At 27.9% G+C, this 25,559-nt stretch carries 28 protein-coding genes and 13 tRNA genes; 32 read left to right on the top strand and 9 right to left on the bottom strand.

Going from position 1 to position 25,559, the window contains the following annotated elements:
* Positions 1-4: 4 nt before the first annotated feature.
* The 3 genes from ALEK_RS13115 to murA all read right to left on the bottom strand — a co-directional run bounded on the left by ALEK_RS13115 (position 5) and on the right by murA (position 3,096).
* Complete coding sequence (locus tag ALEK_RS13115; RefSeq protein WP_071628298.1) at positions 5-619, bottom strand: HNH endonuclease; 615 nt, start codon at positions 617-619, stop codon at positions 5-7.
* A 10-nt stretch (positions 620-629) separates the two neighbouring features.
* Complete coding sequence (locus tag ALEK_RS13110; protein WP_071628299.1) at positions 630-1,727, bottom strand: hypothetical protein; 1,098 nt, start codon at positions 1,725-1,727, stop codon at positions 630-632.
* Positions 1,728-1,830: 103 nt separating this feature from the next.
* The gene (gene murA / locus ALEK_RS13105; RefSeq protein WP_071628300.1) at positions 1,831-3,096 is read right to left on the bottom strand and encodes a UDP-N-acetylglucosamine 1-carboxyvinyltransferase; all 1,266 of its coding nucleotides are present in this window, start codon (positions 3,094-3,096) and stop codon (positions 1,831-1,833) included.
* 131 nt (positions 3,097-3,227) lie between these two features.
* Between murA and ALEK_RS13100 the strand changes: the two genes are divergently transcribed.
* The 24 genes from ALEK_RS13100 to ALEK_RS12980 all read left to right on the top strand — a co-directional run bounded on the left by ALEK_RS13100 (position 3,228) and on the right by ALEK_RS12980 (position 13,945).
* On the top strand, positions 3,228-4,112 hold the full coding sequence (locus tag ALEK_RS13100) for a DMT family transporter (RefSeq protein ID WP_071628301.1): 885 nt from the start codon (positions 3,228-3,230) through the stop codon (positions 4,110-4,112).
* A gap of 12 nt (positions 4,113-4,124) precedes the next feature.
* Positions 4,125-5,861, top strand: a complete 1,737-nt coding sequence (locus ALEK_RS13095; protein ID WP_071628302.1) for an FMN-binding glutamate synthase family protein — start codon at positions 4,125-4,127, stop codon at positions 5,859-5,861.
* Positions 5,848-6,225 (top strand): DUF6394 family protein, encoded by a 378-nt coding sequence (locus ALEK_RS13090; protein WP_071628303.1) that lies wholly within the window; start codon positions 5,848-5,850, stop codon positions 6,223-6,225. The genes ALEK_RS13095 and ALEK_RS13090 overlap by 14 nt, the downstream gene beginning before the upstream one ends.
* Before the next feature lie 14 nt (positions 6,226-6,239).
* Positions 6,240-7,925: a potassium channel family protein gene (locus ALEK_RS13085; protein WP_071628304.1), complete on the top strand. Its 1,686-nt coding sequence runs from the start codon at positions 6,240-6,242 to the stop codon at positions 7,923-7,925.
* A complete protein-coding gene (kdsA, locus tag ALEK_RS13080) occupies positions 7,926-8,723 on the top strand; it encodes a 3-deoxy-8-phosphooctulonate synthase (protein WP_071628305.1) in 798 nt (265 codons plus the stop codon).
* Between the two features lie 131 nt (positions 8,724-8,854).
* Positions 8,855-9,325 carry a 6,7-dimethyl-8-ribityllumazine synthase gene (ribH, locus tag ALEK_RS13075; RefSeq protein ID WP_071628306.1) on the top strand — a complete coding sequence of 157 codons (471 nt, stop codon included), beginning with the start codon at positions 8,855-8,857 and terminating at the stop codon, positions 9,323-9,325.
* Position 9,326: 1 nt separating this feature from the next.
* Positions 9,327-9,722 carry a transcription antitermination factor NusB gene (nusB, locus tag ALEK_RS13070; protein ID WP_071628307.1) on the top strand — a complete coding sequence of 132 codons (396 nt, stop codon included), beginning with the start codon at positions 9,327-9,329 and terminating at the stop codon, positions 9,720-9,722.
* Positions 9,723-9,726: 4 nt separating this feature from the next.
* A complete protein-coding gene (gene pyrF / locus ALEK_RS13065; protein WP_083574729.1) occupies positions 9,727-10,425 on the top strand; it encodes an orotidine-5'-phosphate decarboxylase in 699 nt (232 codons plus the stop codon).
* Positions 10,426-10,735: 310 nt separating this feature from the next.
* A tRNA-Ser gene (locus tag ALEK_RS13060) sits at positions 10,736-10,825 on the top strand.
* A gap of 12 nt (positions 10,826-10,837) precedes the next feature.
* A tRNA-Ile gene (locus tag ALEK_RS13055) sits at positions 10,838-10,914 on the top strand.
* Positions 10,915-10,931: 17 nt separating this feature from the next.
* Positions 10,932-11,008, top strand: a tRNA-Gly gene (locus tag ALEK_RS13050).
* Between the two features lie 59 nt (positions 11,009-11,067).
* Positions 11,068-11,144, top strand: a tRNA-Gly gene (locus ALEK_RS13045).
* 19 nt (positions 11,145-11,163) lie between these two features.
* Positions 11,164-11,240, top strand: a tRNA-Met gene (locus tag ALEK_RS13040).
* Positions 11,241-11,251: 11 nt separating this feature from the next.
* A tRNA-Met gene (locus ALEK_RS13035) sits at positions 11,252-11,328 on the top strand.
* A gap of 46 nt (positions 11,329-11,374) precedes the next feature.
* Positions 11,375-11,452, top strand: a tRNA-Thr gene (locus ALEK_RS13030).
* A 20-nt stretch (positions 11,453-11,472) separates the two neighbouring features.
* Positions 11,473-11,547: transfer RNA gene (locus tag ALEK_RS13025), tRNA-Gln, on the top strand.
* A 24-nt stretch (positions 11,548-11,571) separates the two neighbouring features.
* Positions 11,572-11,649, top strand: a tRNA-Thr gene (locus ALEK_RS13020).
* Between the two features lie 42 nt (positions 11,650-11,691).
* Positions 11,692-11,768: transfer RNA gene (locus ALEK_RS13015), tRNA-Met, on the top strand.
* Positions 11,769-11,791: 23 nt separating this feature from the next.
* Positions 11,792-11,868 (top strand) — tRNA-Met (locus ALEK_RS13010).
* Positions 11,869-11,878: 10 nt separating this feature from the next.
* Positions 11,879-11,955: transfer RNA gene (locus ALEK_RS13005), tRNA-Met, on the top strand.
* An 18-nt stretch (positions 11,956-11,973) separates the two neighbouring features.
* Positions 11,974-12,050, top strand: a tRNA-Gly gene (locus ALEK_RS13000).
* An 83-nt stretch (positions 12,051-12,133) separates the two neighbouring features.
* Complete coding sequence (locus ALEK_RS12995; protein ID WP_071628243.1) at positions 12,134-12,613, top strand: hypothetical protein; 480 nt, start codon at positions 12,134-12,136, stop codon at positions 12,611-12,613.
* A 212-nt stretch (positions 12,614-12,825) separates the two neighbouring features.
* Positions 12,826-13,272 (top strand): YHS domain-containing (seleno)protein, encoded by a 447-nt coding sequence (locus ALEK_RS12990; protein WP_071628244.1) that lies wholly within the window; start codon positions 12,826-12,828, stop codon positions 13,270-13,272.
* 67 nt (positions 13,273-13,339) lie between these two features.
* Positions 13,340-13,945: a helix-turn-helix domain-containing protein gene (locus tag ALEK_RS12980; protein WP_071628245.1), complete on the top strand. Its 606-nt coding sequence runs from the start codon at positions 13,340-13,342 to the stop codon at positions 13,943-13,945.
* Between the two features lie 29 nt (positions 13,946-13,974).
* On the opposite strand, the gene ALEK_RS12975 is transcribed toward ALEK_RS12980, so the two are convergent.
* Positions 13,975-15,828 carry a sensor histidine kinase gene (locus ALEK_RS12975; RefSeq protein WP_071628246.1) on the bottom strand — a complete coding sequence of 618 codons (1,854 nt, stop codon included), beginning with the start codon at positions 15,826-15,828 and terminating at the stop codon, positions 13,975-13,977.
* A 167-nt stretch (positions 15,829-15,995) separates the two neighbouring features.
* On the opposite strand from ALEK_RS12975, the gene ALEK_RS12970 reads away from it, so the two are divergent.
* The 5 genes from ALEK_RS12970 (at position 15,996) to ALEK_RS12950 (ending at position 19,788) form a co-directional block, all read left to right on the top strand.
* Complete coding sequence (locus ALEK_RS12970; protein ID WP_071628247.1) at positions 15,996-16,688, top strand: response regulator transcription factor; 693 nt, start codon at positions 15,996-15,998, stop codon at positions 16,686-16,688.
* A 1-nt stretch (position 16,689) separates the two neighbouring features.
* Positions 16,690-18,525 carry a sensor histidine kinase gene (locus tag ALEK_RS12965; RefSeq protein WP_071628248.1) on the top strand — a complete coding sequence of 612 codons (1,836 nt, stop codon included), beginning with the start codon at positions 16,690-16,692 and terminating at the stop codon, positions 18,523-18,525.
* A gap of 112 nt (positions 18,526-18,637) precedes the next feature.
* Complete coding sequence (locus ALEK_RS12960; RefSeq protein ID WP_071628249.1) at positions 18,638-19,054, top strand: MarR family winged helix-turn-helix transcriptional regulator; 417 nt, start codon at positions 18,638-18,640, stop codon at positions 19,052-19,054.
* Between the two features lie 38 nt (positions 19,055-19,092).
* On the top strand, positions 19,093-19,338 hold the full coding sequence (locus ALEK_RS12955) for a hypothetical protein (RefSeq protein ID WP_071628250.1): 246 nt from the start codon (positions 19,093-19,095) through the stop codon (positions 19,336-19,338).
* Positions 19,339-19,377: 39 nt separating this feature from the next.
* Positions 19,378-19,788, top strand: coding sequence for an NUDIX domain-containing protein (locus ALEK_RS12950; RefSeq protein WP_071628251.1), 411 nt, complete (start codon positions 19,378-19,380; stop codon positions 19,786-19,788).
* Between the two features lie 28 nt (positions 19,789-19,816).
* On the opposite strand, the gene ALEK_RS12945 is transcribed toward ALEK_RS12950, so the two are convergent.
* On the bottom strand, positions 19,817-20,311 hold the full coding sequence (locus tag ALEK_RS12945) for a DsrE family protein (protein WP_071628252.1): 495 nt from the start codon (positions 20,309-20,311) through the stop codon (positions 19,817-19,819).
* 180 nt (positions 20,312-20,491) lie between these two features.
* Here ALEK_RS12945 and ALEK_RS12940 point away from each other — a divergent pair, with 180 nt between their 5' ends.
* Positions 20,492-21,028 carry a hypothetical protein gene (locus ALEK_RS12940; RefSeq protein ID WP_071628253.1) on the top strand — a complete coding sequence of 179 codons (537 nt, stop codon included), beginning with the start codon at positions 20,492-20,494 and terminating at the stop codon, positions 21,026-21,028.
* Between the two features lie 20 nt (positions 21,029-21,048).
* On the opposite strand, the gene ALEK_RS12935 is transcribed toward ALEK_RS12940, so the two are convergent.
* Positions 21,049-21,372, bottom strand: coding sequence for a hypothetical protein (locus tag ALEK_RS12935; protein WP_071628254.1), 324 nt, complete (start codon positions 21,370-21,372; stop codon positions 21,049-21,051).
* Positions 21,373-21,487: 115 nt separating this feature from the next.
* Here ALEK_RS12935 and ALEK_RS12930 point away from each other — a divergent pair, with 115 nt between their 5' ends.
* Both ALEK_RS12930 and ALEK_RS12925 read left to right on the top strand, forming a co-directional pair.
* A complete protein-coding gene (locus tag ALEK_RS12930) occupies positions 21,488-22,363 on the top strand; it encodes a radical SAM/SPASM domain-containing protein (protein ID WP_071628255.1) in 876 nt (291 codons plus the stop codon).
* Between the two features lie 14 nt (positions 22,364-22,377).
* Entirely contained in the window at positions 22,378-23,250 is an 873-nt protein-coding gene (locus tag ALEK_RS12925; RefSeq protein ID WP_083574727.1) for an EI24 domain-containing protein, read from the top strand.
* A gap of 21 nt (positions 23,251-23,271) precedes the next feature.
* Here the strand turns inward: ALEK_RS12925 and ALEK_RS12920 are convergent, their stop codons facing one another.
* The 3 genes from ALEK_RS12920 to ALEK_RS12910 are packed head-to-tail and all read right to left on the bottom strand — an operon-like array spanning position 23,272 to position 25,541.
* Positions 23,272-24,462 (bottom strand): S8 family peptidase, encoded by a 1,191-nt coding sequence (locus ALEK_RS12920; RefSeq protein WP_164072465.1) that lies wholly within the window; start codon positions 24,460-24,462, stop codon positions 23,272-23,274.
* 5 nt (positions 24,463-24,467) lie between these two features.
* Complete coding sequence (locus tag ALEK_RS12915) at positions 24,468-24,851, bottom strand: hypothetical protein (RefSeq protein ID WP_071628257.1); 384 nt, start codon at positions 24,849-24,851, stop codon at positions 24,468-24,470.
* Complete coding sequence (locus ALEK_RS12910) at positions 24,852-25,541, bottom strand: response regulator transcription factor (RefSeq protein ID WP_071628258.1); 690 nt, start codon at positions 25,539-25,541, stop codon at positions 24,852-24,854. It lies immediately after the preceding gene.
* Positions 25,542-25,559 lie beyond the last annotated feature (18 nt).

Raw genomic sequence — 25,559 nt, 5'->3', positions numbered from 1 at the left:
GAGATTAAGATTCAACAAAAACCATTAGTTTATCATTTAGATTCAATGTAGCCATTGTATTTGCATGATTTTTAGAGTTTATTACTCTATAGCAGTCACTACATAATGTAATGATATTCTCAACATTATAACCACCACTATCATTTATTTCTTTTACAAAAATATTCATAGAATCACTTAACTTAGATTTTATACCACATCTATTACATTTCTCATGATCTCTATTCCACGCAAGTTCTCTTCTTTGACTCCAATCACTTGGTGTCTTAGAATTTGATTTAGATTTTTCTTCGTATGTTGTCCAAAGCTTATCTTTTGATATAGTTCCTTGAGTTACTTTTAGATATTCATAATTAAAATATTGAGCTACTAAATCTTCTACAATTATAGTTTGTCTTATTCTAATATCTTTTTCATCTGCAGTTTTATCTATTATTGAGTAATCAAAGTTTATTTTGTAATGATCTTTTTTTAAATGAAGTTTTACGTCACGGATAAATACTTCCATGCTGCCAGTTTTATAGGCAAAAGAAAAAATCTTTTGTCTATAAATATAAAGTGGTATTATTGATCCAATAAGTATTGAAGAATATATTATAAATTCAATATCTAATACCATATCTTATCCTTTAGATTATTTCTGGATTGATTTGATGCTTTATTAAAGTTTTGTTAGCAGTTTTATGTTCACCACCTGCTAATTGTTGTAATTCATTAATATGAATTACTGGTAATAATACATCTCTTCCACAGATCTTTTCAAATTGTTTTCTATTATAATCAAAAATATAAAAATCTTCAATAGTATCAACTAATAAGAAGTCTGCATTATTATCAAATGCATCTAATAATATTGTATATGCTACGAAATATGTAATATCAGGATTTACATTAAATGTATTTTTTGCTAAGTCTAATTTTAACGAATCTAGTTTTAACATTTTTGCATCTAATTTATTTACTAATGTTTCATATTTGCTTTCATTACTTGATGAATAATAAGCAATATTAAAATCTTTAAAATCATGTTTAACTTCACAGTTATCTAGGAATTCTCCAAAGTCTAATTTTAAAGTAGTATTTACTCTATAGTTTTGTTTTTCAGTCTCTTCATAATATCTTAGAGTTGTTTGTAGTTTTTCAATTTTTTCTTCTACAGAAGAGTCAAAATTATAAATTCTATTTTTTAAACTTGTATGATATTGAGCTGAAATTTCTACTTCAGATAATGCAATTAAAATTTTATTTTTTGTTTTTGTATTACTATTTTCAATTAAATCTTGAGCAATAATTAATACTGCATCCCCAATATAATCTGTATTGAAATTTAATGTATTTGAAGCATAATAGTAATGCTTTAATTCTTGGTATTTTTTTCTTAGTTCATCACTTAAAAATTCATCTAAAATAGAAATTTTTTCATTGAAGTCTTTTTCATCGATTAATAAATCATTGTAAGCTCTTCTAATTGAAATTGGTTCTATTGTTAAATCTTTTCCAAAGTTTTCAACTAATTCAGTAAGTGTAATAGATGCTTTAACATAAACACCGTTTACAACAAGGTCAAATTCTTCACAGTTAACATATCCAAAATTTGCATTTTTATTAATAGTATTTAAAATATCTAATAGATTTTTTTCATCTTTAATTTTTAAAAAATGTTTTGTGTAAAATGGTAAGTAGTCAGAATTGCTGTCAAATTTAAATAAAGAAATTTCTAGTTTCATATTATTAATATCACCTTTTATAATAATTGTATAGATTCTATGTAATTTTAACTTAAATAAATGATAAGCATGTGGTTTTTTTGCTTATCATTTAAAAAGTGTGCTATTCAGTAAACCTTTTTACATCAGCACCGATTTGAGTAAGTTTACCTTCTAAGTTTTCATAACCTCTATCAAGATGATAAATTCTATGAATATTTGTTTCACCTTTAGCTACAAGAGCTGCTAAAACAAGCGCAGAAGAGGCTCTTAAATCTGTAGCCATTACATCTGTACCATTTAATGTTCCAGCTTGACCATTAATAGTTGCAGTATTTCCATTTAGATGAATATCAGCTCCAAGTCTTAATAATTCACTAACATGCATAAATCTATTTTCAAATAATCTTTCATCAATAGTACTTGTTCCATTTGCTTGTGTAGCTAATGCCATAAATTGAGCTTGCATATCAGTTGGGAATCCTGGATATTCAGTTGTAATGATATTCACAGGTTTAATCTCATCTGTTGGACATACAGTTAAACTTGTTTCATCTTGAATAACTTCAAAATTCATTTCTTCTAATTTTGCTGTAACTGCTTCTAAATGTAAAGGAATTACTTTATTGATTTTAACTTTTTTGTTAGTAATTGCTGCTGCACACATATATGTACCTGCTTCAATTCTATCTGGAATAATATCAAAGTCTTTAAATTCAAGTAACTCTTTATTTGTTCCTTGAATAATTAGCTTTGAAGTACCAATACCTTCAATTTTAACTCCAGCATCTACTAAAACATCACATAATTGTTCAATTTCAGGCTCTTTTGCTGCATTAATAATAGTTGTTTCACCATTTGCTAAAGCTGCTGCCATTAAAATATTTTCAGTTCCACCAACAGTTACTTTATCAAATACAATTTTTGCACCTTTTAAACCTTCAGGAGCTGTTGCTTGAATATAACCATGTTTGATTTCAATAATCGCACCCATTTGCTCTAATGCTTTTAAGTGTAAATCAACTGGTCTTTGACCAATTGCACATCCACCAGGAAGTGAAACTTCACAATGTCCAAATCTAGATAGAAGTGGTCCAAGAACTAAAATTGAAGCTCTCATTGTTTTTACAATATCGTAAGTTGCTGTTGTTTTATCTATTGATAATGCATTAATCTTTACTTGATTTTCATCTTTTTCAAATGTCCCACCAAGTTTTCCAATTAATTTTAAAAAAGTGTTAATATCTACTACATTTGGCATGTTACCAATGTTAATTTCGTTTTTTGCTAGTATTGTCGATGCAATAAGAGGCAATGCCGCATTTTTTGCACCTGAGATAGTAACTTCACCCGAAATTTCTTTATTTCCAATGATTTTTAAATATTCCATATTATTCCTACTACAAGTTATATCTTTATAAAAGTTTATATGGTATCTAAAAATTGCTTTAAAAATTGGGACTAATAATCTTTTTTTAATATGATAAGCAATACAATGGCGCTTTTAATTTAGGAAATTATATGGAAAACGATGTACGACTTGGTATAAAATATATGATATTTGCTTCATTGCTATTCGCCTTTATGGGAGCTGTAGCAAAAGAGTTAAGTGATTCAATGAGTTCAATTGAAGTTGTATTTTTTAGGAATGTTTTTGGGGTGATTCTAATACTATTATCAATCTATAAAAGTCCTTTAAATCAAACTGGTGGAAAACTTGGATTACTAATTTTTAGAGGTATTGCTGGATTTGTTGCATTACTTTTTTTCTTTTATAATATAGCACAAATTCCTCTGGGTGAGGCTATGACATTCTCAAAAACATCTACAATATTTTCAGCAATTTTTGCATATATATTTGTGCAAGAAAAACTGGGCTTCAAAGGTTGGATTGGAGTATTTGTAGGTTTTATTGGAATATTATTCATTACTAAGTTTGATGGTTCAAATTTAGATAAAACTGACTATTTAGGAATCCTATGTGGTGTGGGCGCGGGTCTTGCTTATACATCAATTAGAGAATTAAGAAAATTTTATGATTCTAGGGCAATTGTTCTGTCTTTTATGACAATTGGAACAATAGGGCCTTTAATCTTATTGATAATAGGTGAATTCTATACAAATGAGAAATTAGACTTTTTATTTGCCAAATTTGTTATGCCAAATACAAATGATTGGTTATTTATTATTTTATTGGGTCTATTCGCAACATTTGCACAGATTTTTATGACAAAAGCTTATTCACACGCTAAAGCGGGAATTATCGGGACTATCTCATACTCAAATATTGCTTTTTCAATTATTTTAGGTATGTTTTTAGGGGATGCATTCCCTGACATTTGGATTATTTTTGGTATACTTTTGATAGTCGTAAGTGGGCTATTGGTTTCTAGTAAAAAGAACTAGTAAAGGAATATTATGGAAGTTAGTATTTATACGGTTTTATGGATATTGTTTGCAATTATTATTGTAGCATGGTATGTACATGATAAATATGTACAAAGAGATCACCAATTGTTGGTTAATTACCCAATAATCGGTCGATTAAGATATGTTTTGGAAGAAGCAAGAGAGCCTTTTAGACAATATTTTGGTGATGAAAAGTTTTATGAATCTAAAGATAAGTTGGATTGGGTTTATAAAGCAGCAAATGATGCACCAAATTATGCAGCCTTTTCTCCGGCTCAACCTTTACCAAAGCCAAAATTTATGATTAGACACGCAAATATTGTGTTAAATGATAATGAAGTAGATGAAGAATTTGAAGTTGTATTTGGTTCAAGCAGAAAGAAACCATATACAGCAAAAACAATTATTGCAAGATCTGCTATGAGTGATGGATCTATTTCTCCTGAGGGAACTAGAGCCTTTGTAAGAGGTGCTCAAATGGGTGGATTCCCAATTAACTCAGGTGAGGGTGGAGTTACTTCTAACTTCTTTGTTACTCATCAATCTTATAAACCTGAATATATGAAAATTGTTCATGGTACATATATTTCTAAAAAAGTTAAAGATGTAGTTAACTTCTTCTTTAATGGTGCAATGGCAGCAGATGCATATAGAAAGATGGTATTTGGAAAAGATAAAGAAGCAGAAACTTATGTTTTTGATTTAAAATCACAACTATTTCATAGAATAAACTGGGATGCTCCTTTATCAGATTTCCCTGAAGAAGTTCCAGAAGATATGGCTGAGATTATTTTACAGTTAAGTTCTGGGTTATATGGTGCTAGGGATAAAGATGGTAATTTTGATCCTGATAGATATCAGAAAACTATGAGATTCTGTAGAATGACTGAAATTAAAATTGCTCAAGGTGCAAAACAAACAGGTGGTAAATTAGCCGCCCATAAAGTAACACCAGCAATTGCTTATTACAGAAATGTTGAAGCTCATACTGATGTATTCTCTCCAAATAGGTTTCCTTATGCGAATTCTATTGAAGAGTTATTTGATTTTGTAGGAAAACTACAAGAGTTATCAGATAAACCAGTTGGGTTTAAAATTGTAATTTCAGATTTAGAAAATATCGAACCATATGCAAAAGAGATCAAAAGAAGAATAGATGCAGGAGATACAAGATATCCTGACTTTATTTCTATTGATGGTGGATCTGGTGGATCTGCAACTGCCCCTATTGAAATGATGGAAAGAGTTGGTTTAAATATTAGAGATTCTGTATATTTAGCTGATAAAGTTCTTTCTGATTATGGAGTTAGAGAGCATGTTAAGATTGTAGCAAGTGGTAAAGTTCTTACACCTGATGATGTAATTGTAATTTTATCATTAGGTGCAGATTTTATTCAGATTGCTAGAGGATTTATGATGAGTGCTGGTTGTATTAGAGCTAGGTATTGTTCAGGTACAACAGGTCATGATTGTCCCGTTGGATTAGCAACTCAAAATAAAGATAAAAGAAAAAAATACTTTGTTTATAAACAAGCAAAAAAAGTTAGAAACTATCATAACAACTTATTAAAAAGTGTTAGGGGTATGTTAGCTATTATGGGTCTTAAGAATATTAATCAGTTAAATAAACATAGAATTATGTTCTTGGATAAAGATTCAAGAGTACATGATAATATTGATCATGTATTTAAAAGAAGACTTGATATCGGTAAAGATTTGGAGGATGAATACCATGAATCTCGATAAGGTTATTGCAGGATTTTTTATAATCCTTGCAATGACTGTAAACTTTGGTTTTTTCTATGGGGATTTATATTCTCTAGAAAGCCATAGTAAGTATGAGTTATTTGCAGCAATTGTTATTAATATAATTGCAACTACATTAAAGTTAGGAGATAGAACTCAAATGGGTTCTGTTCTTTTAGCTACTTCTTTAGTTGCTGATATTCAATTAATTGCAGCTGCTATTGTATGGACTGTTGCAGCTTATGTATATACAGTTGATGCTGAAATTGTAGCTACTATTGTATCTCTATCAGGAGGAGCATTATTAGCTAATGTTATTTCTGTTGCATTATATGTAGGGGATACTCTTAAATCAAAAAGATAAAGTAGGTTTTTACTTTGGAAAATAGCTCACTTTTTATAATCTTACAAAGAATGAGAATACCGTTTCTGGTAATTGTTCTTTCTTATACTATTGCAATCATTGGATTGCTTGTTATTGATGGTGTTGACATAGATGGAAAACATCATCAAATGACAATCTTCGATGCTTTTTATTTTGTTTCTTATATGGCTACAACAATTGGTTTTGGAGAAACACCATATACCTTCACATATTCACAAAGAATCTGGGTTACTTTTTCTATTTATTTAACAGTACTAGGTTGGTTTTATGGAATTGGTTCTTTAGTATCATTACTTCAAGATAAACTTTTTTTAAAAGAGATTGAAAAGTCAAAGTTTAAAAAACAAGTAATTAATCTAAAAGAAAAATTCATAATTGTATTAGGATACAACCAAATCACTAGTGAGATAATACATAAAGCAATAGAAGAGGGAATTAGAACAGTAGTAATTGAAAAAGATAAAAGTAAGGTAAATGAATTAATACTAGAAAGTTTCACTCCCACAGTTCCTGTCTTAAATTGTGATACTTATTCTATTAAAGCATTAGAGTTTGCAGGAATAAAAAAACATAATTGTAAAGCTGTTGTTTCTTTATTTGAAGAAGATAGTATGAATTTACGAATTGCCTTAACTTCAAAATTATTAAACAAACATGTACAACTTGTAGCAAAATCTACAACTACAAATCAAACAGAGAACTTAAAAGATTTAGATGTAGAAACTATTGCAAATCCATTTTCTATTATTTCATCTGAAATAAATATGGCTTTAACAGCTCCAAATTTATTAAAATTAGAGAAGTGGATATATGGCTTAGAGACATTAGTTTCAACTCTACCTATTTTTCCAAAAGGTAAATATATTATTTGTGGATATGGAAGATTAGGTAAAAAAATATTTGAAAAACTAAAATCAAATAATATTGAAGCTAAACTTGTGGAGATTAATGAGAATAAATCACATCATTTCTCAAGAGATGAAATATCTCATTTAACCTTTGGTAATGCAGATGATAAAGAGATGTTATTAAGTGTAGGTATTGAAAATGCTGCTGCAATTATTGCAACAACAAATGATGATACTATTAACTTATCAATATTAGCAACTGCAAAAAAATTAAATAGTGATATTCTAACAATTGTTCGTGAAAATGAAATGGAAGATTTCTCAATATTTCAAAATGCAAATATTGATCATATTTTTATGCCAGCAAAGATTCTTATTAATAAAACAACAAATGCTTTATTAAAACCTCTCTCTGATGAATTCATAAAAATGATATTAAAGAAAGATGAACATTGGGCAGCTTTACTTGTAAAACAATTATTACAAGAAATTAATGAAAGCCCTTTACTTTTAGAAATAGAGATAAATGAGAAAAAAACACCTGAGATATTCAAACACTTAGATGAGGATAATACTCTAAGTATGGATATTTTTCATAGGTCTTTACATAATCAAGATCAGAGTAATAATGTGATACCATTGCTGCTTCAAAGAGAAAAAGATAATATACTTTTACCTGAAAATTCTTTCCCACTAGAAATAGGGGATAAGATTTTATTTGCATGTGATGAAAATGCAAAAGATGATATTGAATATATATGCCAAAATATATATGAATTTTATTATGCTTTAACAGGTAAAGAAAAACAAACAATTTTTAAAAGGAATTAAATGAAAATTTTAACTGGACCATGTGTTTTAGAAGATAGAGACACAGTAATGAGAATTGCAGAAAAATTATTACCAATGAGTGAAGATAAAAGAATCGAATTTTATTTTAAAGCTTCATTTGATAAAGCAAATAGAACAAGTTTAGACTCTTTTAGAGGACCAGGACTTGAAGAAGGTTTAAAATTATTCCAAGAAATAAAAGAACAATTCGGATACAAATTAGTAAGTGATATTCATGAATCATATCAAGCAGCACCAGCTGGTGAAGTTTTAGATGTATTACAAATTCCAGCATTTTTATGTAGACAAACTGATTTATTAGTAGAAGCTGCAAAAACTAACTGTAAAGTAAATATCAAAAAGGGTCAGTTCTTAGCAGCTGGTTCTATGAAACATCCAGTTGAAAAAGTATTAAAAACTAGAGGTGTTGATGAGGTTTCTTATGAAAATTCTAATGACAATGGTGTATGGCTTTGTGAGAGAGGAAATACATTTGGTTATGGAGCATTAGTAGTTGATATGAAAAACCTAATTGCTATGAGAGAATATGCACCTGTTATTTTTGATGCAACTCACTCTGCACAAGTACCAAGTACTGGTGGAACAACTGGTGGTAACGCGGCAATTGTACCAAGTCTTGCTAAAGCTGCGGCTGCTGTTGGTGTTGATGGTTTCTTCTTTGAAACTCACACTGATCCAAGTGTTGCATTAAGTGATGGACCAAATATGGTTCAAGTTGATGAACTATACAATGTTGTTAATGATATTTTTGCTATCAAAGAAGTTTTAGGAAACTAAGAATACTGCTTCAAAATACAAAATAATTAATCCCTTTTTTAGGGATTAATTTACTTTTAGATATAATCCCCAAATAAATATAGAAATTAAATACAAATGATAAAATAATTTATCATCATTCGGAGAAATAAATGAACATTATTGAAGGTAATTTAAGATTACAAGGTAACGAAAAAGTTGCTGTTATCAATGGAAGATTCAACCATATCGTAACTGATAGATTAGTTGAAGGTGCAGAAGATGCATTCAAAAGACATGGTGGAAATACTGAGAACTTAGATCTAATTTTAGTTCCTGGTGCATTTGAAATTCCATTCGCATTAGAAAAAGCATTAGCTTCTGGTAAGTATGATGCAGTTTGTTGTGTAGGTGCAGTAATTAGAGGGGCAACTCCTCATTTTGATTACATTTCAGCTGAAGCTACAAAAGGTATCGCAACTGTTGCTTTAAAATATGGTAAACCAGTGGCAAACGGTGTTTTAACTACTGATACTATTGAGCAATCAATTGAAAGAGCTGGATCAAAAGTAGGTAACAAAGGTGCAGAAGCAATGGTTACTATTATTGAGATGTTAGACTTATATAAAGCGATGGAGAAGTAATTTGGCAACTAGAACACAAGCTAGAGAATCAGTAATTGGTTTATTATATGCTTACGATTTAGGTAATGAAGGTATCGCTAAATTTGTTGATGATATTTTAGAAGATAAAAAAATCAGAAACAAACAAAAAGACTTTGCTTTAAAATTATTTAATGGTACAGTTGACAACATTGAAAAAATTGATGAAGAATTAATTTCTCACTTAAAACAAGGTGGAATTACTGATATTGGTTCTGTTGAAAAATCAATTTTAAGACTTGCTATTTTTGAAATCTTCGTTGAAGGTGTAGAAAAAGCAATCGTTATTAATGAAGCAATTGAATTATCTAAAAAATTAGCAAGTGATGGTGCTCCTAAATTTATTAATGGTCTATTAGACAAAGTAAAAAAGGCTTAGTTTCATGAGTAATGATATGAAGTTATGTGTATCTTTAGATTTACCAACTGCTAAACAGAATTTAGAAATCGTTAAAGAAATTAAAGATTTTGATGTTTGGTTAAAAGTAGGATTTAGATCATATATTAGAGATGGAAAAGAATTTTTAGAAGAGATTAAAGCTATTAATCCTAACTTTAAAATCTTTTTAGATCTAAAGTTATATGATATTCCTAATACTATGGCAGATGCAGCAGAAGAAATTGCTAACTTTGGATTAGTAGATATGTTTAATGTTCATGCAAGTGCTGGTGTAAAAGCTATGACTACTGTTATGGATAGAATTAAAGATATTCCTAATAAGCCTTTAGTATTAGCAGTTACTGCACTTACATCATTTGATAATGATGCATTTAAAGCAGTATATAATGAAGATATAGCTTCTAAAGCAACTCAATTTGCAAAAGATACACATGAGTCAGGAATTGATGGTGTTGTATGTTCTGCCTTTGAGAGTTTAGATATTAAAAATAACACTTCAGAAGAGTTTATTACTCTTTGTCCTGGTATTAGACCTTTTGGTGAAGATGCAGGGGATCAAAAAAGAGTAGCTGATATTCCTTTCTCAAAAGAGAATAAAGTTGACTTTATAGTTGTAGGTCGTCCTATATATAAAGCGGATAATCCAAAAGAAGTAGTTGAAAAAATACTAAAAAACATCTAACTTATTAAAAAGTCTAAATTCTTTTATGAATTTAGACTTTTTTTTTGCAAAAAAAACTCCAATAAATAATAAATATAATCATTAAAATTCAAAAAACAAAAAAAATAGTAAAAACCAATCCTCTTTTATTTATGAAAAAACATAAATTATACATGCAAAAATAGAATAATATTAGTTATTTATAGTGTTTTTTAATGAAAAAAAACTTTTTTTCAAAAAAACAAACAAAAGAAAAAAATTAAGGGTTTTTTAAGTGTATTGCCTATATAATTCCCATCCAAATTTGGTAGAACAAATACGGAAAACATACGGACAGTTGGGTGAGCGGTTGAAACCACATCCCTGCTAAGGATGCATACTGGCAACGGTATCGAGGGTTCAAATCCCTCACTGTCCGCCATTGTTTATGAGAGGGTCTATAGCTCAGCTGGTTAGAGCACTCGGCTCATAACCGAGTGGCCGAAGGTTCGAGTCCTTCTAGACCCACCATAACAATTTTTTAGAGTGCGGGAATAGCTCAGTTGGCTAGAGCCTCTGCCTTCCAAGCAGATTGTCGCGAGTTCGAGTCTCGTTTCCCGCTCCATATAGTTTTGAAGAGTTTGTAAGACTTCTTAATTATTCAAATTTATTACTTTTAAGTGTGCGGGAATAGCTCAGTTGGCTAGAGCCTCTGCCTTCCAAGCAGATTGTCGCGAGTTCGAGTCTCGTTTCCCGCTCCACTTTATATTATTTTGTTAACGCGGAATAGAGCAGCACGGTAGCTCGTCGGGCTCATAACCCGAAGGTCACTGGTTCAAATCCAGTTTCCGCAACCAATTTAGCCTGTGTCAAAGTAGCTCAGCTGGCTAGAGCGCTGGTCTCATAAGCCGGAGGTCGAGAGTTCAAGTCTCTCTTTTGACACCATTTAATTTCACAATAGTGATTTTAAACATTTTTACAATTATTTAGTGCTGGTGTAGCTCAGCTTGGCTAGAGCAGCTGATTTGTAATCAGCAGGTCGGGGGTTCGAGTCCCTTCACCAGCTCCACTAAATAACTAACACACTCATGGGGTATCGCCAAGTGGTAAGGCAACGGCTTTTGGTGCCGTCATTCGAAGGTTCGAATCCTTCTACCCCATCCACTATAACAAATTTATTTGTTAGGCGCTGGTGTAGCTCAGCTTGGCTAGAGCAGCTGATTTGTAATCAGCAGGTCGGGGGTTCAAGTCCCTTCACCAGCTCCACTTTTTTTAATTAAGTTTAATCAAAACATTTTATTTAAATGACGCGGAATAGAGCAGCACGGTAGCTCGTCGGGCTCATAACCCGAAGGTCACTGGTTCAAATCCAGTTTCCGCAACCAAATTAAACTTAGTTCTTATATAACGCGGAATAGAGCAGCACGGTAGCTCGTCGGGCTCATAACCCGAAGGTCACTGGTTCAAATCCAGTTTCCGCAACCAATTAACCTATGTCAAAGTAGCTCAGCTGGCTAGAGCGCTGGTCTCATAAGCCGGAGGTCGAGAGTTCAAGTCTCTCTTTTGACACCATTTTTAATTTTACAATGTGCGGGAATAGCTCAGTTGGCTAGAGCCTCTGCCTTCCAAGCAGATTGTCGCGAGTTCGAGTCTCGTTTCCCGCTCCACTAAAAGCTTTTAACTATTTGAACATTAGTTCTTTTAGTTAAAAGCTTTTTTTTTAGCTAGTATAGAAAAAAGGATATAAACAATGTCAGAAAACTTAAATTTAAAAGAATATATGAAAGATGATGCTTTTGCATTTGATAATATTTCATTAGCAATTTGTAAAGAAGAAGAGCCAAATTATGAGACTTTATTAAAAGAGTGTGAAGAGTTTGAAAACAGTGTAATTCTTTTTAAAATAGTACCTTCTTACTTTGTAATGAAAACGATTCTTTGTTTTAAACTAAATGACTATGAAACTGCTCATAAGTATATTAATGGTTCATTAAAATATTTAGTATATGTTGCAAAAAGTGTAGCAGAGCTAACTCCCATGGAGAAAGTAAATTTTGATGAATATAAATCAAATGTACTTGATCAATATAAAATTCTTACATCACAGCGCCCAGAGTATTTAAATATTAAAGAAGTAAAAGTTCCTTCTATAACTAAATTTATTACTACTAATGATGAAAATATATTAAATGTTGAAATAGATAGACGAGTATCTTTACGAAAAAAGTAATACTAATCTAATAATATCTGTATAAAACCTAATAGAGGTTCTTTGAACTTCTATTTATCTACTAATAAAAAGCAATTTTTTCCCCTTTTTCCTTATTTTATCTACTCTTTTATATTGTATGTAACATTGCTCACATACAAGAATATTTTTTTTTGTTATAGTTCTATTACTTTAAAAATAAAAGATGAATTAACATCTATAAGGAATTTAAAATGAAAAATATTAAAGCAGCAATAGCAGTATTTATAATGTTTATATCTTCAATGGCATTTGCTAGTGAAACATATTCTACACCTGTATTAAGAGGTTATGATGCGGTTAGTTACCATACAATTGGAAGACCTGTAATGGGTAATGGAAGTCATGTATCTCAATACAATGGTGAGGTTTACCTTTTTATTACAGAAGAAAATAAAAATTTATTTGATAATAATCCAGAAAAATATGCTCCTGCTTACGGTGGTTGGTGTGCATTTGGTGTAACTGCTGGTAAAAAGTTCCACGGTGATCCATTAGTTTGGGAAATTGTTGATGGGAAACTTTATGTGAATCTTAACAATAAAGTAAAAGGTTTATGGTTACAAGATATTCCAGGATATATCAAAAAAGCTGATATTAAATGGGAAGAAATTAAAAACAAACCTATAAGTTCGTTATAATATACTTTAAATTAAAAGAACTAGTTACTTTATAAGGTAGCTAGTTTTTTATTATTAAGGACTAACTATTCACAATTATAAATTTTTTAATAAACTATCAAAAGAATCACAAGATATTTTATTATCATCTGCAAGAAAAACTACAATACCAAAAAATACTCAACTTTTTCATCAAGGTGATAGATGTCAAGATATACTTTTTTTGACAAAAGGAACTGTTCGTGTTTATCGTCAACATGAATCAGGGAAAGAAATAACTCTTTATTATTTACAACCATTTGAACAATGTAATGTTAATCTAAGCGGTGGATTAAGTAATATTCTAGCAATTGGGTCTGCTATAACAGAAGATGAAGTAGAAGGCTATTATATTGACTCAAATATTATAAAAGAGATATTTTTCAAAGAAGAGTCTTTTAGATACTATGTACTTGAATTGTTTGCAAGTAGATTAGATAGTATGGCTAATTTAATAGAAGACTTAAGATTCAAAAATATTGATGAAAGACTACTTGAATGGCTTGAATTACAAAACCAAAAAGTTATCACTACTACTCATGATATTATAGCTTCACATCTAGGTACTTCTCGAGAAATAATAAGTAGAATCCTAAAAAACTTTGAAGAAAAAGGTATTCTAAAACTAAGTCGTGGAAAAATAGAGTTACTATAATTCTCTCGACTTTTTGTTAATATTTAAATTTATTGAACTACTTGCATTTTAATACAAAAACAAGCACCTTGATTATCATTGGAAACACTTAGCTCTCCCATCATCTTATTTTCAATAAGTGTTTTTGCAATATATAATCCTAATCCAGAATTTTTATCATTATCTTTTGTTGAGTAGTTTGCAGTAAATATTTTTTCTTCATTTTTAGGAGATATTCCTCCTGCATTATCGCATATAATTAAATTAGCTTTATTATCTTCTTTTATTAATGAAATATTTATTTTAGGGCTAAGTATTTGTCTTTCTTCTAGTACGTCTTTCGCATTATTTAAAATTATTAAAAGTACTTGTGTTATATCACCTTTATTTCCTGTAATCATTAACTCTTCTTTTATATTAAGATTTAGTTCAATATTTCTATTAATAAGTACTTTTTTAAGAATACTTAGGGTTTTTGTAATAATAGAGTTTAATGAAAACACTTCATCTTTTTTATTATTTGAAAACAAATTTCTAAAATCATCAATTGTTGATGACATGTAACTTGTAATACTTTCTATATATAATAGTTCTTCATCAAGTTTTTTTATTTGAAGTTTATTTTGATTTGCAATATTATCTATAGCAAAAACTGATGAATTAATTTGGGATAATGGTTGTCTCCATTGATGTGATATAAAATCAATAGTTTCATTAAGAATATTTATTTTAATATTCTTTATTTTACTTGAATTAATTGCATCCTCTTTTTCTTTATAGACTTTTCTCATTTTATAAGTTAAAAGTATAGAAAATAGTATTGCTTCAATTACTCCACCTATTATATTCCCATGCAAAGTAAAAATATTATAAGGTGTTTTTCCTAGAAAAAAGCCAATTGATGTAATTGTTCCTATGAAGTTAGCACTATATCCCAAAAGAAAAATACCACTATATGGAAGTTTTTTGATATATATAATTATTGAAATAGTCACAGTAATAATAAGAGTAAATAAATATATTAGAGCGCCATATTTACCAATTGAAATATAAAAAATTAAATCTAATTGACTTAATATATACAGTACTAAAAATAGAACTAAAAATGAAAGCAAAAAATTCAATATAAGATTATATTTATAAAATTCTGAATAGTTTTTATATATTGATTTAAAAAACATTATCGTGAAAATTGGAATTAATACTACAAATGTATTTGAAAATCCACCTACTGTAAAAATATCAAAGTGGTAAGCATACCCACCATATATGTAAAAGCTCCAAAATAATAAAGAAAAAACGAAGAGCGTATAATATAAATATGATGAATTAGGAGTGAAAATATATAAGAATGCATAGTATATACCTAGTGCAGATAACGCTCCTACTAAGAAAATAAGTAAAGTAGTGGTTCTCGATGATTTTGTTGTAATTTCACTAAATGTACCATTATTTATATCAAAATAAATATGACTTTTTGCTGTAATATGAATATATACATCAAGATTTTGATTTGCATTGATTTTATTATTATATATAAGTGAATTACCAATTCTATGGTCTACATTATAATTCTTATATTTATTGAACAATTCATTTTTTTTAATAACTTGATTTTTTAAAATAGTATAAAAATGTACATTTTCCATTATTTGAATATTGTTTATTGATGAATAGTTATCTATTTTTTTATTAGTCTTATTTTCTATTCTTATTTTAATCCATACATCTTTTTTATTTCCAAAAGTCATTTTTTTTGGAATACTAGTAAAGTCTTTATTTATAACATCATTTATATTTTTGTATTTTTTTGAATCATTTAAATATGAAACTTGGAAGCTTGCAAAAAGAGATGAAGTGAAACTTATAAATAAAAAGATAAATAGCAATAATTTTTTGTTCATATATTGTTTTCCTTATATTTTTTGTATTCTACAATAAATATAATTAGAATCTTTTTTTAATAATGATTATTAGAAAATTTACTATTTACTTACTATTTTATGGTAATATTCACTTTATAAAATACAAGTTGAGTTAATTATTTGTTGTATAATATGTAAGGATAAAAATGGAAAATGAAAATAACTATTCAATACTTTTTATTGAAGATGATATTGATATTAGACAAAACTATACTAATGTATTAAAAAAAAGTTTTTCAAATGTATATGAAGCTGGAAATGGTTTAGAAGCCTATGAATTATATTTGGAAAAGAAACCTGACATAATGATTATTGATGTTGATTTACCTCATATGAATGGACTAGATTTTCTAAAAAAAGTTAGAAAAAATGACCTAAATACAAAAGCGATATTATTAACTTCTTATAGTGATAAAAAAACTTTATTAGATGCCAGTACTTTAAAATTAACAGATTATTTAATAAAACCAGTAAGAAGACAAGATTTAAATGAATCACTAAATAATGCTATAGATGAACTTAAGAATTATAAAGTCATTTCAATGAGAAGATTTGAATTAAATGACAATTATTATTGGTCTTTTTTAGAGAATGAAGTTTATTATGTAAATAAACAAATTAACTTTACGTCAAAAGAAAAAGATTTATTAGCCCTTTTATTTGAAAATGCAGGTAATGGTAAGGCATTAACTTCATATGAAGAAATTTTATACTCTTTATGGGATGATTATAATGAATACACTTTATCATCATTAAAAACTATGATGACAAATATAAGAAAAAAATTGCCTAAAAATACAATAAGAAATGAATATGGAATAGGGTACAAAATAGGTTAACATGAATATTTTTTTTAAATCATTAATATTTTTTTATTTTTTTACTCAACTAGCTTATTCCCAAAATGATTTTGAAGTAAGTACAAGTTATTACTTGACTGAAAAAGACTTGACTCTATCTCAAATAAAAACAGTAAAAGATTTCAAGACTTCAAAGGGTGATAACTTTGGAATAATTGATTCTTATTGTTGGTTAAAAATTGAAATTAAAAATAATACTAATTTAGAACAAAATAGATATTTTGAATTTAAAATACCTTTTATTGATTATATTGATTTATATAATGATAATAAAGTTCAAAAATTTGGACAACTACAAAATTTTAATACAAATATCAAATCTTTAAATAATGCTGCATTTAAAGTTTTTATTAAAGAAAAAGAGAATAAAACTATATATTTAAGACTATCTTCTTCTTTTGCTATTAAAACCTTTATGAATAACTTTTCTATTTCTGAATATGAATCAAACCTTATTTTTTATAAAAGAATATTTGATTTTGTATATGGAATATTAATATCTATGGTTTTATATAACTTTTTTATATGGTTAATAATTAAAGAAAAATCATATTTTTATTATGTATCTTTTCATTTCTTATTTATCTTAGGAATTGTTTCTTGGACAGGTTTTGGTTTTGAATATATTTGGCCTACTATACCAAATATTAATCAATATACATATGGAATATTAGGTAATTTAATCTATGCTTTTAATATGTTATTTCTTATTCATTATTTAAATATAAAAAAATATTTACCCAAAATGTTAAAGTACTTGAAACTTTTTGTATATATTCCTTTAATATTTGCTATAACTTCTATTTTTGAATCATATGTTACGGTCTATGAAGTTTTTTCTATTATCTCTTCTTTCTTTTCAATTGCTGTGACTATTTATTTAATGATTGTATTTAAATTAAAAACTGCTCAATATCTTTTTATTTCAAAAATATTTTTACTTAGTGGAAATATTTCATTAGTTCTATCTGAACTAGGATTTATTGAAGGATCTTTTTTTATTGATAATTCATATATTTGGGGTGTAGTTTTCGAAGTTATTCTTATGTCTTTTGCCTTATCTTATAAATATAAGTTACTTGAATATGAAAAAGAATTAGAAAAAACAAAAAGAATAGAAACAGAAGAACTGTTAATAAATAAACAAAAACTAGCTACTCTTGGTGAAATGCTTAATAATCTAGTTCACCAATGGAGACAACCTTTATCTCAAATCAATTCTGTTGTATATAGTATTGATAGTGATTATTCTAGTAATAAGTTAACCTCTACAAAATTAGATGATAAGCTAAATAATATTGAATCAATAACAAACTATTTATCTCATACTTTAGATGACTTTCGTAACTTCTCTCTTGATAACAAAAAAATTGATTCTTTCAAAATTGAGAATTTGCTTCATGAAGTTATCTCTATAATTAAGTTTTCTTTTAATACAAATAAAATCAGCATTAAAAGTGACTTTAAAGATAGAAATATAGAGGTAGAATTAAATAAAAATGAATTAGTACAAGTTCTTATGATTTTACTAATAAATGCTAAAGATGCAATTATTAATAGTAAAACTAATGATGGAAAAGTTTTTATTTCGGTATCTAATAATAATCAATTAGAAATAGAGATTTCAAATAACGGTGGATCAATACCTCCTGATATTCGTAAGGAAATATTTGAACCATATTTTACAACAAAAAGTTCAAATGAAGGAACAGGGTTAGGTCTTTATATTGCTAAATTAATTATAGAAGATAGATTTAATGGATCTTTAACTTATTCTTCACTTGATTGCTGGTCTAGTTTTAAAGTAAGAATATAAATAATTACAAATTTACACACTTTTTTCTTATTCCATTAAAAATATCTTAAATTAGTTAATTTACTTAAAAGGTTGTATATGCAATAATTGCATATGCAACTAAAGGAGCTAAATGAATCATGCTTTAAAAAATTCTATTGCTTATCGTTTTATTAGAGCAGCAAATAGTGTAAATAAAACATTAAACAATAAGTTAAGTCCTTACGATATTGCCATTGAGCAAAGAGCTACACTTGAAATAATAAAATTTGAAGAAGATGTAAATCAAACTAAAATTGCAAACCTTTTAGGAAAAGACAAAACTACAATTAGTCGTTCTTTGAATTCTTTAGAAAAAAAAGGTCTTATTTCTAAGTCTGAGATTACTGGTGATAAAAGAAGTAATAAAGTTGAACTTACAAAAGAGGGCGAAGATATCTTAGAGAACACTATTGATGAAGTTACATCGTATAGAGAGAGTTTAAATGCAAAACTAACAAAAGAAGAGATTGAATCTTTTTTTAAAATCCTTGATAAACTAGAACTGTAAAGTTGTATAAAAAATTATAAAATATTAAAAGGGAAAATATGAGCAAATATATTAGAATTTCAAATGCGTTATATAACGAATTTGAAGCAGCAGCAAAAAAAGAAAAAGAGTGTGAGTTTACATATTTAGAAAATAAAGATGAATGTAATATGAAATCAAAAATTGTAAAGTTTTTAAATATTAATGGTTCTGAATATATGGATGTAGAAAATGGAGCTAGAATTAGATTAGATAAAATTGTTTTATTTAACGGCGAAGATACTAAAATTTTAAATCACTATTAATATAATATACTATAATTAAAAAAATATTTAGGACTTTCCATGATAAAAACACCACATCTTAGTGTAGATGGTATTATTAAACTATATGATAATGAAGAAAATTTTAGAGGTATTATTCTAATTGAGAGATTAAATAAACCTTTTGGTTTAGCAATACCTGGTGGTTTTGTTGATATTGGAGAGTCTGTTGAACATGCTTTAGTTCGTGAAATGAAAGAAGAAACATCTTTAGATGTAGAAATACAATCCTTACAAAATGTGTATTCAAATCCTAATAGAGATCCAAGGTTTCATACTGCATCAGTTGTATATGTTTGTAAAGCATATGGAGAGCCTAAGGCTTGCGATGATGCAAAAGAGATATTCATATATGATTTAGAGTCTTTGCCTCTTGATAAGTTAGTATTTGATCACAAAGATATAATTGAAGATTTTTTAAAGGATTTATAAAAGATATATCCACTTGGATATATCTTTCTTAGAATATTGGCACTAGTTTATGATCTTGAGTTTGCCAACCAATTAATGAAATAAAACCATCCGCTACTATGTCCATCTCTTTTGGAATAGTATTATTATCCACATTGAACACTTTTGTTGCTACTGCACATACTTCCATTCTAACACCTAATTTTGAGATGTTTTTTATTGATTCTTGAATTGACATTAAATGCTCTTCATTTTCCATTTCAAAAGCTTCATCTTGTTTTGTACTTAGGTATTTAACTGTTTCACCTATGAATACTAAAACCATTTTAGGTTTAACACCTTGATTTACAAAACCTTTGTGTGTCCCTTCTATTACTCTTAAATAAAAAGCTGTTTTAGCTGCATTTGTAAAGTCTATTAAAAATACACTTTTTGCTGTTTTGATTCCATTTAAAGCTACTTTATCATTGATTTCTTTTGCATTTAGTGTTGTAAAAGAAAAGAATAAAAGTGATAATAAAAAAAGTTTGCCCATATTTTTCATTTGTTTCCTTTTTGTGTTTTTATAATAGTATAATTAGTAATATATATATTGATTTAAATATATAAGTAATTATTATTTAATAATTATTAAGTTTAGTTATGTAACAAAATAAATATATAAAGATTATATTTTTAATATAATTCTTTAGATATAATATTTCAAATTTTAATAGGATATTTTATGAGTGATAGATTACACGAAGTAATAGCTGAAATAGGCGTATTTCATAATGAATTAGTAAAAAGTGGAAAAATAAAAGACGCTTCATTGGTTTTTGATTATATTGAGTCTTATGATTTAGATGTTCAAGAACATTATTTGAATTTATTAATGCAATACTATTTTCAAGCTAATGATTTAAAAAATTTAAAAGAAGTATTATTAAACGGTGGAAAGTTTGATATGCTTTTCAATGATATCAAAGAAGCATTTTTAAATATTAAAACTAATGAAGAAAATGTTATTGAATTCATGGAAGAAAGTGTTGTTTTTCTTAAAGATACAGCCATAGCTGCTGATTTAAATGATATGTATAAATATTATATGAATAATGAAGATTTACAAGTTTCTTTAGAAGGGACAGTAGAGTTAATCAAAAGAAATAGATATGTTTGTGCTTATTGTTTTAAAAATAGAGAAAAAGAAGAAGCAAAATTCTTTTTAAATGAGGACTTATTAGAAAGTCTTAAAAGAGATTTACCTTATTTATTAAAGTAAATATAATGACAAGTGGGAATCTAGAAAAGATTACCCATTTCGTCATTTAAATATTCATCAATTTTTTTTACAAAATCATCAAAACTTACATCACCAATTTTATTAAAAACTACAATTTCTTCACCAAAATCATCTTGAATTTTGTGTTCACCTAAAATAATAGTTGAATATAATGTTTGTAAATCATCATCACTTTCTTCTTTATTGAATAAAAACCAATTTGCTGATGCTTCGCCAATTCTTACTAGTCCATACGTTCTTTCTTCATTAACGTAGTCTTGAATTGTTCCATTTTCGAAACTTGCACCAACAACCATATCGTTTTCATTTAAAATCATTTCCATTTTAAACCTTTGTTTAATAAACTTAATTGGAATTATAATTAAACTACAATTACTTAAGGCTGAGATTTTATCTAGCATTAGATACAATTGCAAAAATTCTAAGAAAGGTTGAACTATTAAAAAGTTTAGAAAAGTACATATTGAAATAACTAATATATGTAATTTAAAATGTACATTTTGTCCACCTAAAACAAAACCAACAGGAATTATGTCATTAGAGCATTTCGATTCTATTAATGAACAATTAAAACCTTTTACAAAAGAGTTGGCTTATCATATAGTTGGTGACCCTTTAGTTCTTACAAATCTAAATGATTATCTAGATATTTCAGCTAAACATGATTTGAAAGTAAATATTACGACAACAGCAAATAATATAAATGAAAAACACTATAAAGCTTTAAGTAATCAAACAATAAAACAGATAAATTTTTCTATTAATTCTTATAATGCAAACTCTCATAAAAAATCACTTGAAGAGTATTTAAATCCTATTTTGGATTTTATTTCATATGCTCAGAGTTTAAAACATGAATATTTTATAAACTTGAGAATTTGGAATCTAGATGAAGACAAAAGTGCAAAAGAGTTCAATCAAAAAGTATTTGATAGAGTGAATTCTGTATTTGGTTCAGATATTGATATTGAAGATGTATATTCAACGAGACCAAAAAATATTAGAGTTGCTAGAAAACTATTTTTTAATTTTGATGAGTATTTTAACTGGCCTAGTTTAGAGAATGATTTTGTCTCTGACAAAGGTTTTTGTTATGGTTTAGATTCTCACTTTGGAATATTAACATCAGGAGATGTAGTTCCTTGTTGTTTAGACCAAAATGCCTGTATTAATCTTGGAAATACAAATACTTCACAAATAAGTGATATTTTAAATTCATCAAGAGTAAAAGCTATTCAAAATGGATTTAGAAAAGGGCAGGTTATTGAAGAACTTTGTCAGAAATGTGAATATAGAACAAGATTCGATAAATAATAAAAAGGAAAAACGTGAACGAAATAGAAATTTTTGGTAAAAGTATAAAAGACTTCTTTACTTCAAGTATGTTAAGAATTGCATTAATACCTTTGATTGTAACAATGATAGTAATTTATATTCTATTTTTTACAGCTGCTGATTTTGGTATCTCTTCATTACAAGAGATTGCCCAAGCTTCTCAAAATGGAGAAGAAATCATTATAGATGAAAATGCACCTTTTTATTTTGTGTGGCTTACGTATTTGATTGTATTTTTATTCAAGTACTCTTTTACAGCATCTTTGGCTGGTTTCTTATTATATACAATTGGAAGTATTGTTGTATTACAAGCTTCTGTTTTATTAACACTTGTAGTTATTGGGTTTTTAACTCCAATGATTTTAGCTCGAGTTCATAGGCGACACTATAGTCATCTTACACTTCATGGTCATGGGAATTTAATGTCACCTTTATGGGTACTGTTAAAGAGTTCACTTATTATGATTATCTTATTTGTAGTTTTAATTCCAGTGTATTTTATACCTGTATTAAATATTATTGCTTTTTCTTTCCCTATATATTACTTTTTTCATAAGTTATTGAATTATGATGTAGCTTCTACATTATTAAGTAAAGAAGAGTTTCATACTATATACAAAAAAGAATCAACTGCGTTTAGATTAAGAACTCTGTTTTTATATTTTATATCTATGATTCCATTTATTACTTTGTTTACTGCTGTATTTTATATTATATATTTAGGTCATGCGTATTTAACAAAACTAGATGAAATGTATAAATTGGATATTCCAAACTCTAATTTGAATGAAGAGAAAGATAATAGTCAAGCAAATGAAGATAAGCCAAAGGCTTTAGAAAATCAGAAGTTATTAGAAGATAAGTAAAAGTTTTTACTTATCTTTAAATTAGAATTCGCTTGATGCTTGGTTTACAGCATTTGTAGCGTGAATCTTTCCATAAGCTCTTGTAGTATCAAAGTTACCTACAGAATAGTCAGCTCCATTTCCCGTTCCCACTTTTTCAGTAGTAGTTGTTAGAATTCTTCTTATATCATCAGGTGTAAGATTAGGATTAACACCTAACATAAGAGCAATTACTCCTGATGTTACTGGTGCAGAGAAACTAGTACCAGATGTAAATGTATAGTTATTATTAACTAGACTATTACCAGATATAGTATCTGTTGCATTATTTTCACCAGAGTTTCCAGTAGCATCTAATCCTAAAATTCCTAATAAGTTATTACCACCATTTTTACCTCCACCACCTGGAGCTAAAACATCAATTGTTGAACCATAGTTTGAGTATGTTGTAACATCATTTAATACACTTGTTGCTCCAACTCCTAGAACTGTAGTAAGTTCTGCTGGATCTTCATTTCCGGCTGAATCTAAATTAAGTGCAACCCCTGAACTATTACCATTTCCAGAAGCAAATACTACTGTAATACCAGCAGTTTTTAAATCAGATATTTTATTTTGAATTGTATTAGAAACAGCACTGCCTCCCCAACTACAATTTATTACCTTTGCTCCTTGTGCTTGAGCATGATCAAAGGCTCTAATAATATCGGAATCAGGAATACTAGAATCTAAATTAATATTAATTAAAATTAACTCAACTTCAGGAGCAACACCTAAGTAAGTAGAAGCAATAAAACCAGCTACTGCTAAACCATGATAAAAAGTATCACCATCTACATCTGCAATATTTGTAGTACTTGTATCACTAGCATTATATGTAGATATAATTTTGTCTTTAATATCAGGATGAGTTACTTCAAAATCTTCATCAATTACTGCAACTTTAACTGCTTGATTTATATTAGCACCTACTGTATATTTACCTTTAGTTGTAGCCCATGCAGTTTCTACATTTATATGAGCATTAGAATCTATACTATAAGTTGTTTTATATGAAGCATTAATATTACTATTTGTAGCCCATTGATATGTTGAATAATCAGTAGCAGTTGTTGCTGTAGGTGTAGGTGTTGGAGTTGAACTCTCCGATCCACCACCACCGCCTCCACCACCACAAGCACTTAGTAATATTGCTGTACTTGTAGAAAGTAAAATATTTCTCATCTTAGCCATTTCTATCATCTTTTAACTCTATTTTGTACATAATTTGGATGGGCTGTTTTAATATCATTTTTTAGATATAACTCTTGTGCTAATATAAAAATATTTTGTGATGATTCCACTTGAATCAGAAAATAGCCACTTGCAATTTCTTCATAATTAGAGATTGATAAATCACTAAAATCATCTTCACAATAAGCATTTTTTTTACATACAACCATAATTTCATTTTTGAATTTAACTGTTTTCCCATCTGTTGTTTCATATTCTAAAATAGCATTTTCAGATGTGCTTTGTGTTTTTAAACTTGGTTTCATTTCTACTTTTTTACCAAACTCATAAAAAAAGTCGCTAGCAAAAAGAGTAGAAAAGGTAACAAGAATTAATAATATAAACTTCATCTATTCCCTTATCAATCTATATCCAGTTCCTTGAATATTCTTCAAAGATTTTTCTGGTAGTTTTTTTCTAAAATTTTTAATAAATAATCTCATAGCATTTTGAGTCATTACTGAGTCTTCATCCCAAATATGATTTTCCATTTCTTCATAAGTAATGATTCTATTTTTTGTTAACAATAATTTTAAGAATTTCGATTCTTTTTTTGTTAAATTGAAGTCTTCTTCTCCATTTGAGATAATAGATTTACTATAATCAAAAAACCATGTTTCATTGATAGTATAAATCTTACTTTCATCATGTGTTTTTAGAAAAGCTTCTAATGCATCCATTAGTTTTTCTTGAGTTATTGGTTTGATGATATATTTAACTAAATGCAATTCAGCAGCTGTTAACATATACTCTAAATCTGTATGTGCAGAAGTTACAATAATTCTAGTTTTTGAATCTTCTTCTCTAATTCTTTTGATTAAATCTATTCCCGTATCTCCCGGAGGCATTCTGATATCGGTTATTATTAAGTCAGGTTTATTTTGAACATATTTCATATAACCTTCATTTGCATTTTTTGCAGTGTATGTTTCTTTGAAAAGGTGGTTTAATATCTCTTTTATATTGTTTCTTATTCCATCTTCATCTTCTATGTAAAGTACTGAAAATGCGTTAAGTTTGCTAGTAATACTCTCTGGCATGTGCTAAAAATCCTTATT

The organism is Poseidonibacter lekithochrous (genome assembly GCF_013283835.1).
GTDB classification, from domain to species: domain Bacteria; phylum Campylobacterota; class Campylobacteria; order Campylobacterales; family Arcobacteraceae; genus Poseidonibacter; species Poseidonibacter lekithochrous.
This window is presented reverse-complemented; position numbering and strand designations above follow the sequence as displayed.

Coding starts and splice junctions, on each gene's coding strand:
- ALEK_RS13115 (WP_071628298.1), bottom strand. CDS start 619: ATGGTATTAGATATTGAATTTATAATATATTCTTCAATACTTATTGGA.
- ALEK_RS13110 (WP_071628299.1), bottom strand. CDS start 1,727: ATGAAACTAGAAATTTCTTTATTTAAATTTGACAGCAATTCTGACTAC.
- murA (WP_071628300.1), bottom strand. CDS start 3,096: ATGGAATATTTAAAAATCATTGGAAATAAAGAAATTTCGGGTGAAGTT.
- ALEK_RS13100 (WP_071628301.1), top strand. CDS start 3,228: ATGGAAAACGATGTACGACTTGGTATAAAATATATGATATTTGCTTCA.
- ALEK_RS13095 (WP_071628302.1), top strand. CDS start 4,125: ATGGAAGTTAGTATTTATACGGTTTTATGGATATTGTTTGCAATTATT.
- ALEK_RS13090 (WP_071628303.1), top strand. CDS start 5,848: ATGAATCTCGATAAGGTTATTGCAGGATTTTTTATAATCCTTGCAATG.
- kdsA (WP_071628305.1), top strand. CDS start 7,926: ATGAAAATTTTAACTGGACCATGTGTTTTAGAAGATAGAGACACAGTA.
- ribH (WP_071628306.1), top strand. CDS start 8,855: ATGAACATTATTGAAGGTAATTTAAGATTACAAGGTAACGAAAAAGTT.
- pyrF (WP_083574729.1), top strand. CDS start 9,727: ATGAGTAATGATATGAAGTTATGTGTATCTTTAGATTTACCAACTGCT.
- ALEK_RS12995 (WP_071628243.1), top strand. CDS start 12,134: ATGTCAGAAAACTTAAATTTAAAAGAATATATGAAAGATGATGCTTTT.
- ALEK_RS12990 (WP_071628244.1), top strand. CDS start 12,826: ATGAAAAATATTAAAGCAGCAATAGCAGTATTTATAATGTTTATATCT.
- ALEK_RS12975 (WP_071628246.1), bottom strand. CDS start 15,828: ATGAACAAAAAATTATTGCTATTTATCTTTTTATTTATAAGTTTCACT.
- ALEK_RS12970 (WP_071628247.1), top strand. CDS start 15,996: ATGGAAAATGAAAATAACTATTCAATACTTTTTATTGAAGATGATATT.
- ALEK_RS12965 (WP_071628248.1), top strand. CDS start 16,690: ATGAATATTTTTTTTAAATCATTAATATTTTTTTATTTTTTTACTCAA.
- ALEK_RS12960 (WP_071628249.1), top strand. CDS start 18,638: ATGAATCATGCTTTAAAAAATTCTATTGCTTATCGTTTTATTAGAGCA.
- ALEK_RS12955 (WP_071628250.1), top strand. CDS start 19,093: ATGAGCAAATATATTAGAATTTCAAATGCGTTATATAACGAATTTGAA.
- ALEK_RS12950 (WP_071628251.1), top strand. CDS start 19,378: ATGATAAAAACACCACATCTTAGTGTAGATGGTATTATTAAACTATAT.
- ALEK_RS12945 (WP_071628252.1), bottom strand. CDS start 20,311: ATGAAAAATATGGGCAAACTTTTTTTATTATCACTTTTATTCTTTTCT.
- ALEK_RS12940 (WP_071628253.1), top strand. CDS start 20,492: ATGAGTGATAGATTACACGAAGTAATAGCTGAAATAGGCGTATTTCAT.
- ALEK_RS12935 (WP_071628254.1), bottom strand. CDS start 21,372: ATGGAAATGATTTTAAATGAAAACGATATGGTTGTTGGTGCAAGTTTC.
- ALEK_RS12920 (WP_164072465.1), bottom strand. CDS start 24,462: ATGGCTAAGATGAGAAATATTTTACTTTCTACAAGTACAGCAATATTA.
- ALEK_RS12915 (WP_071628257.1), bottom strand. CDS start 24,851: ATGAAGTTTATATTATTAATTCTTGTTACCTTTTCTACTCTTTTTGCT.
- ALEK_RS12910 (WP_071628258.1), bottom strand. CDS start 25,541: ATGCCAGAGAGTATTACTAGCAAACTTAACGCATTTTCAGTACTTTAC.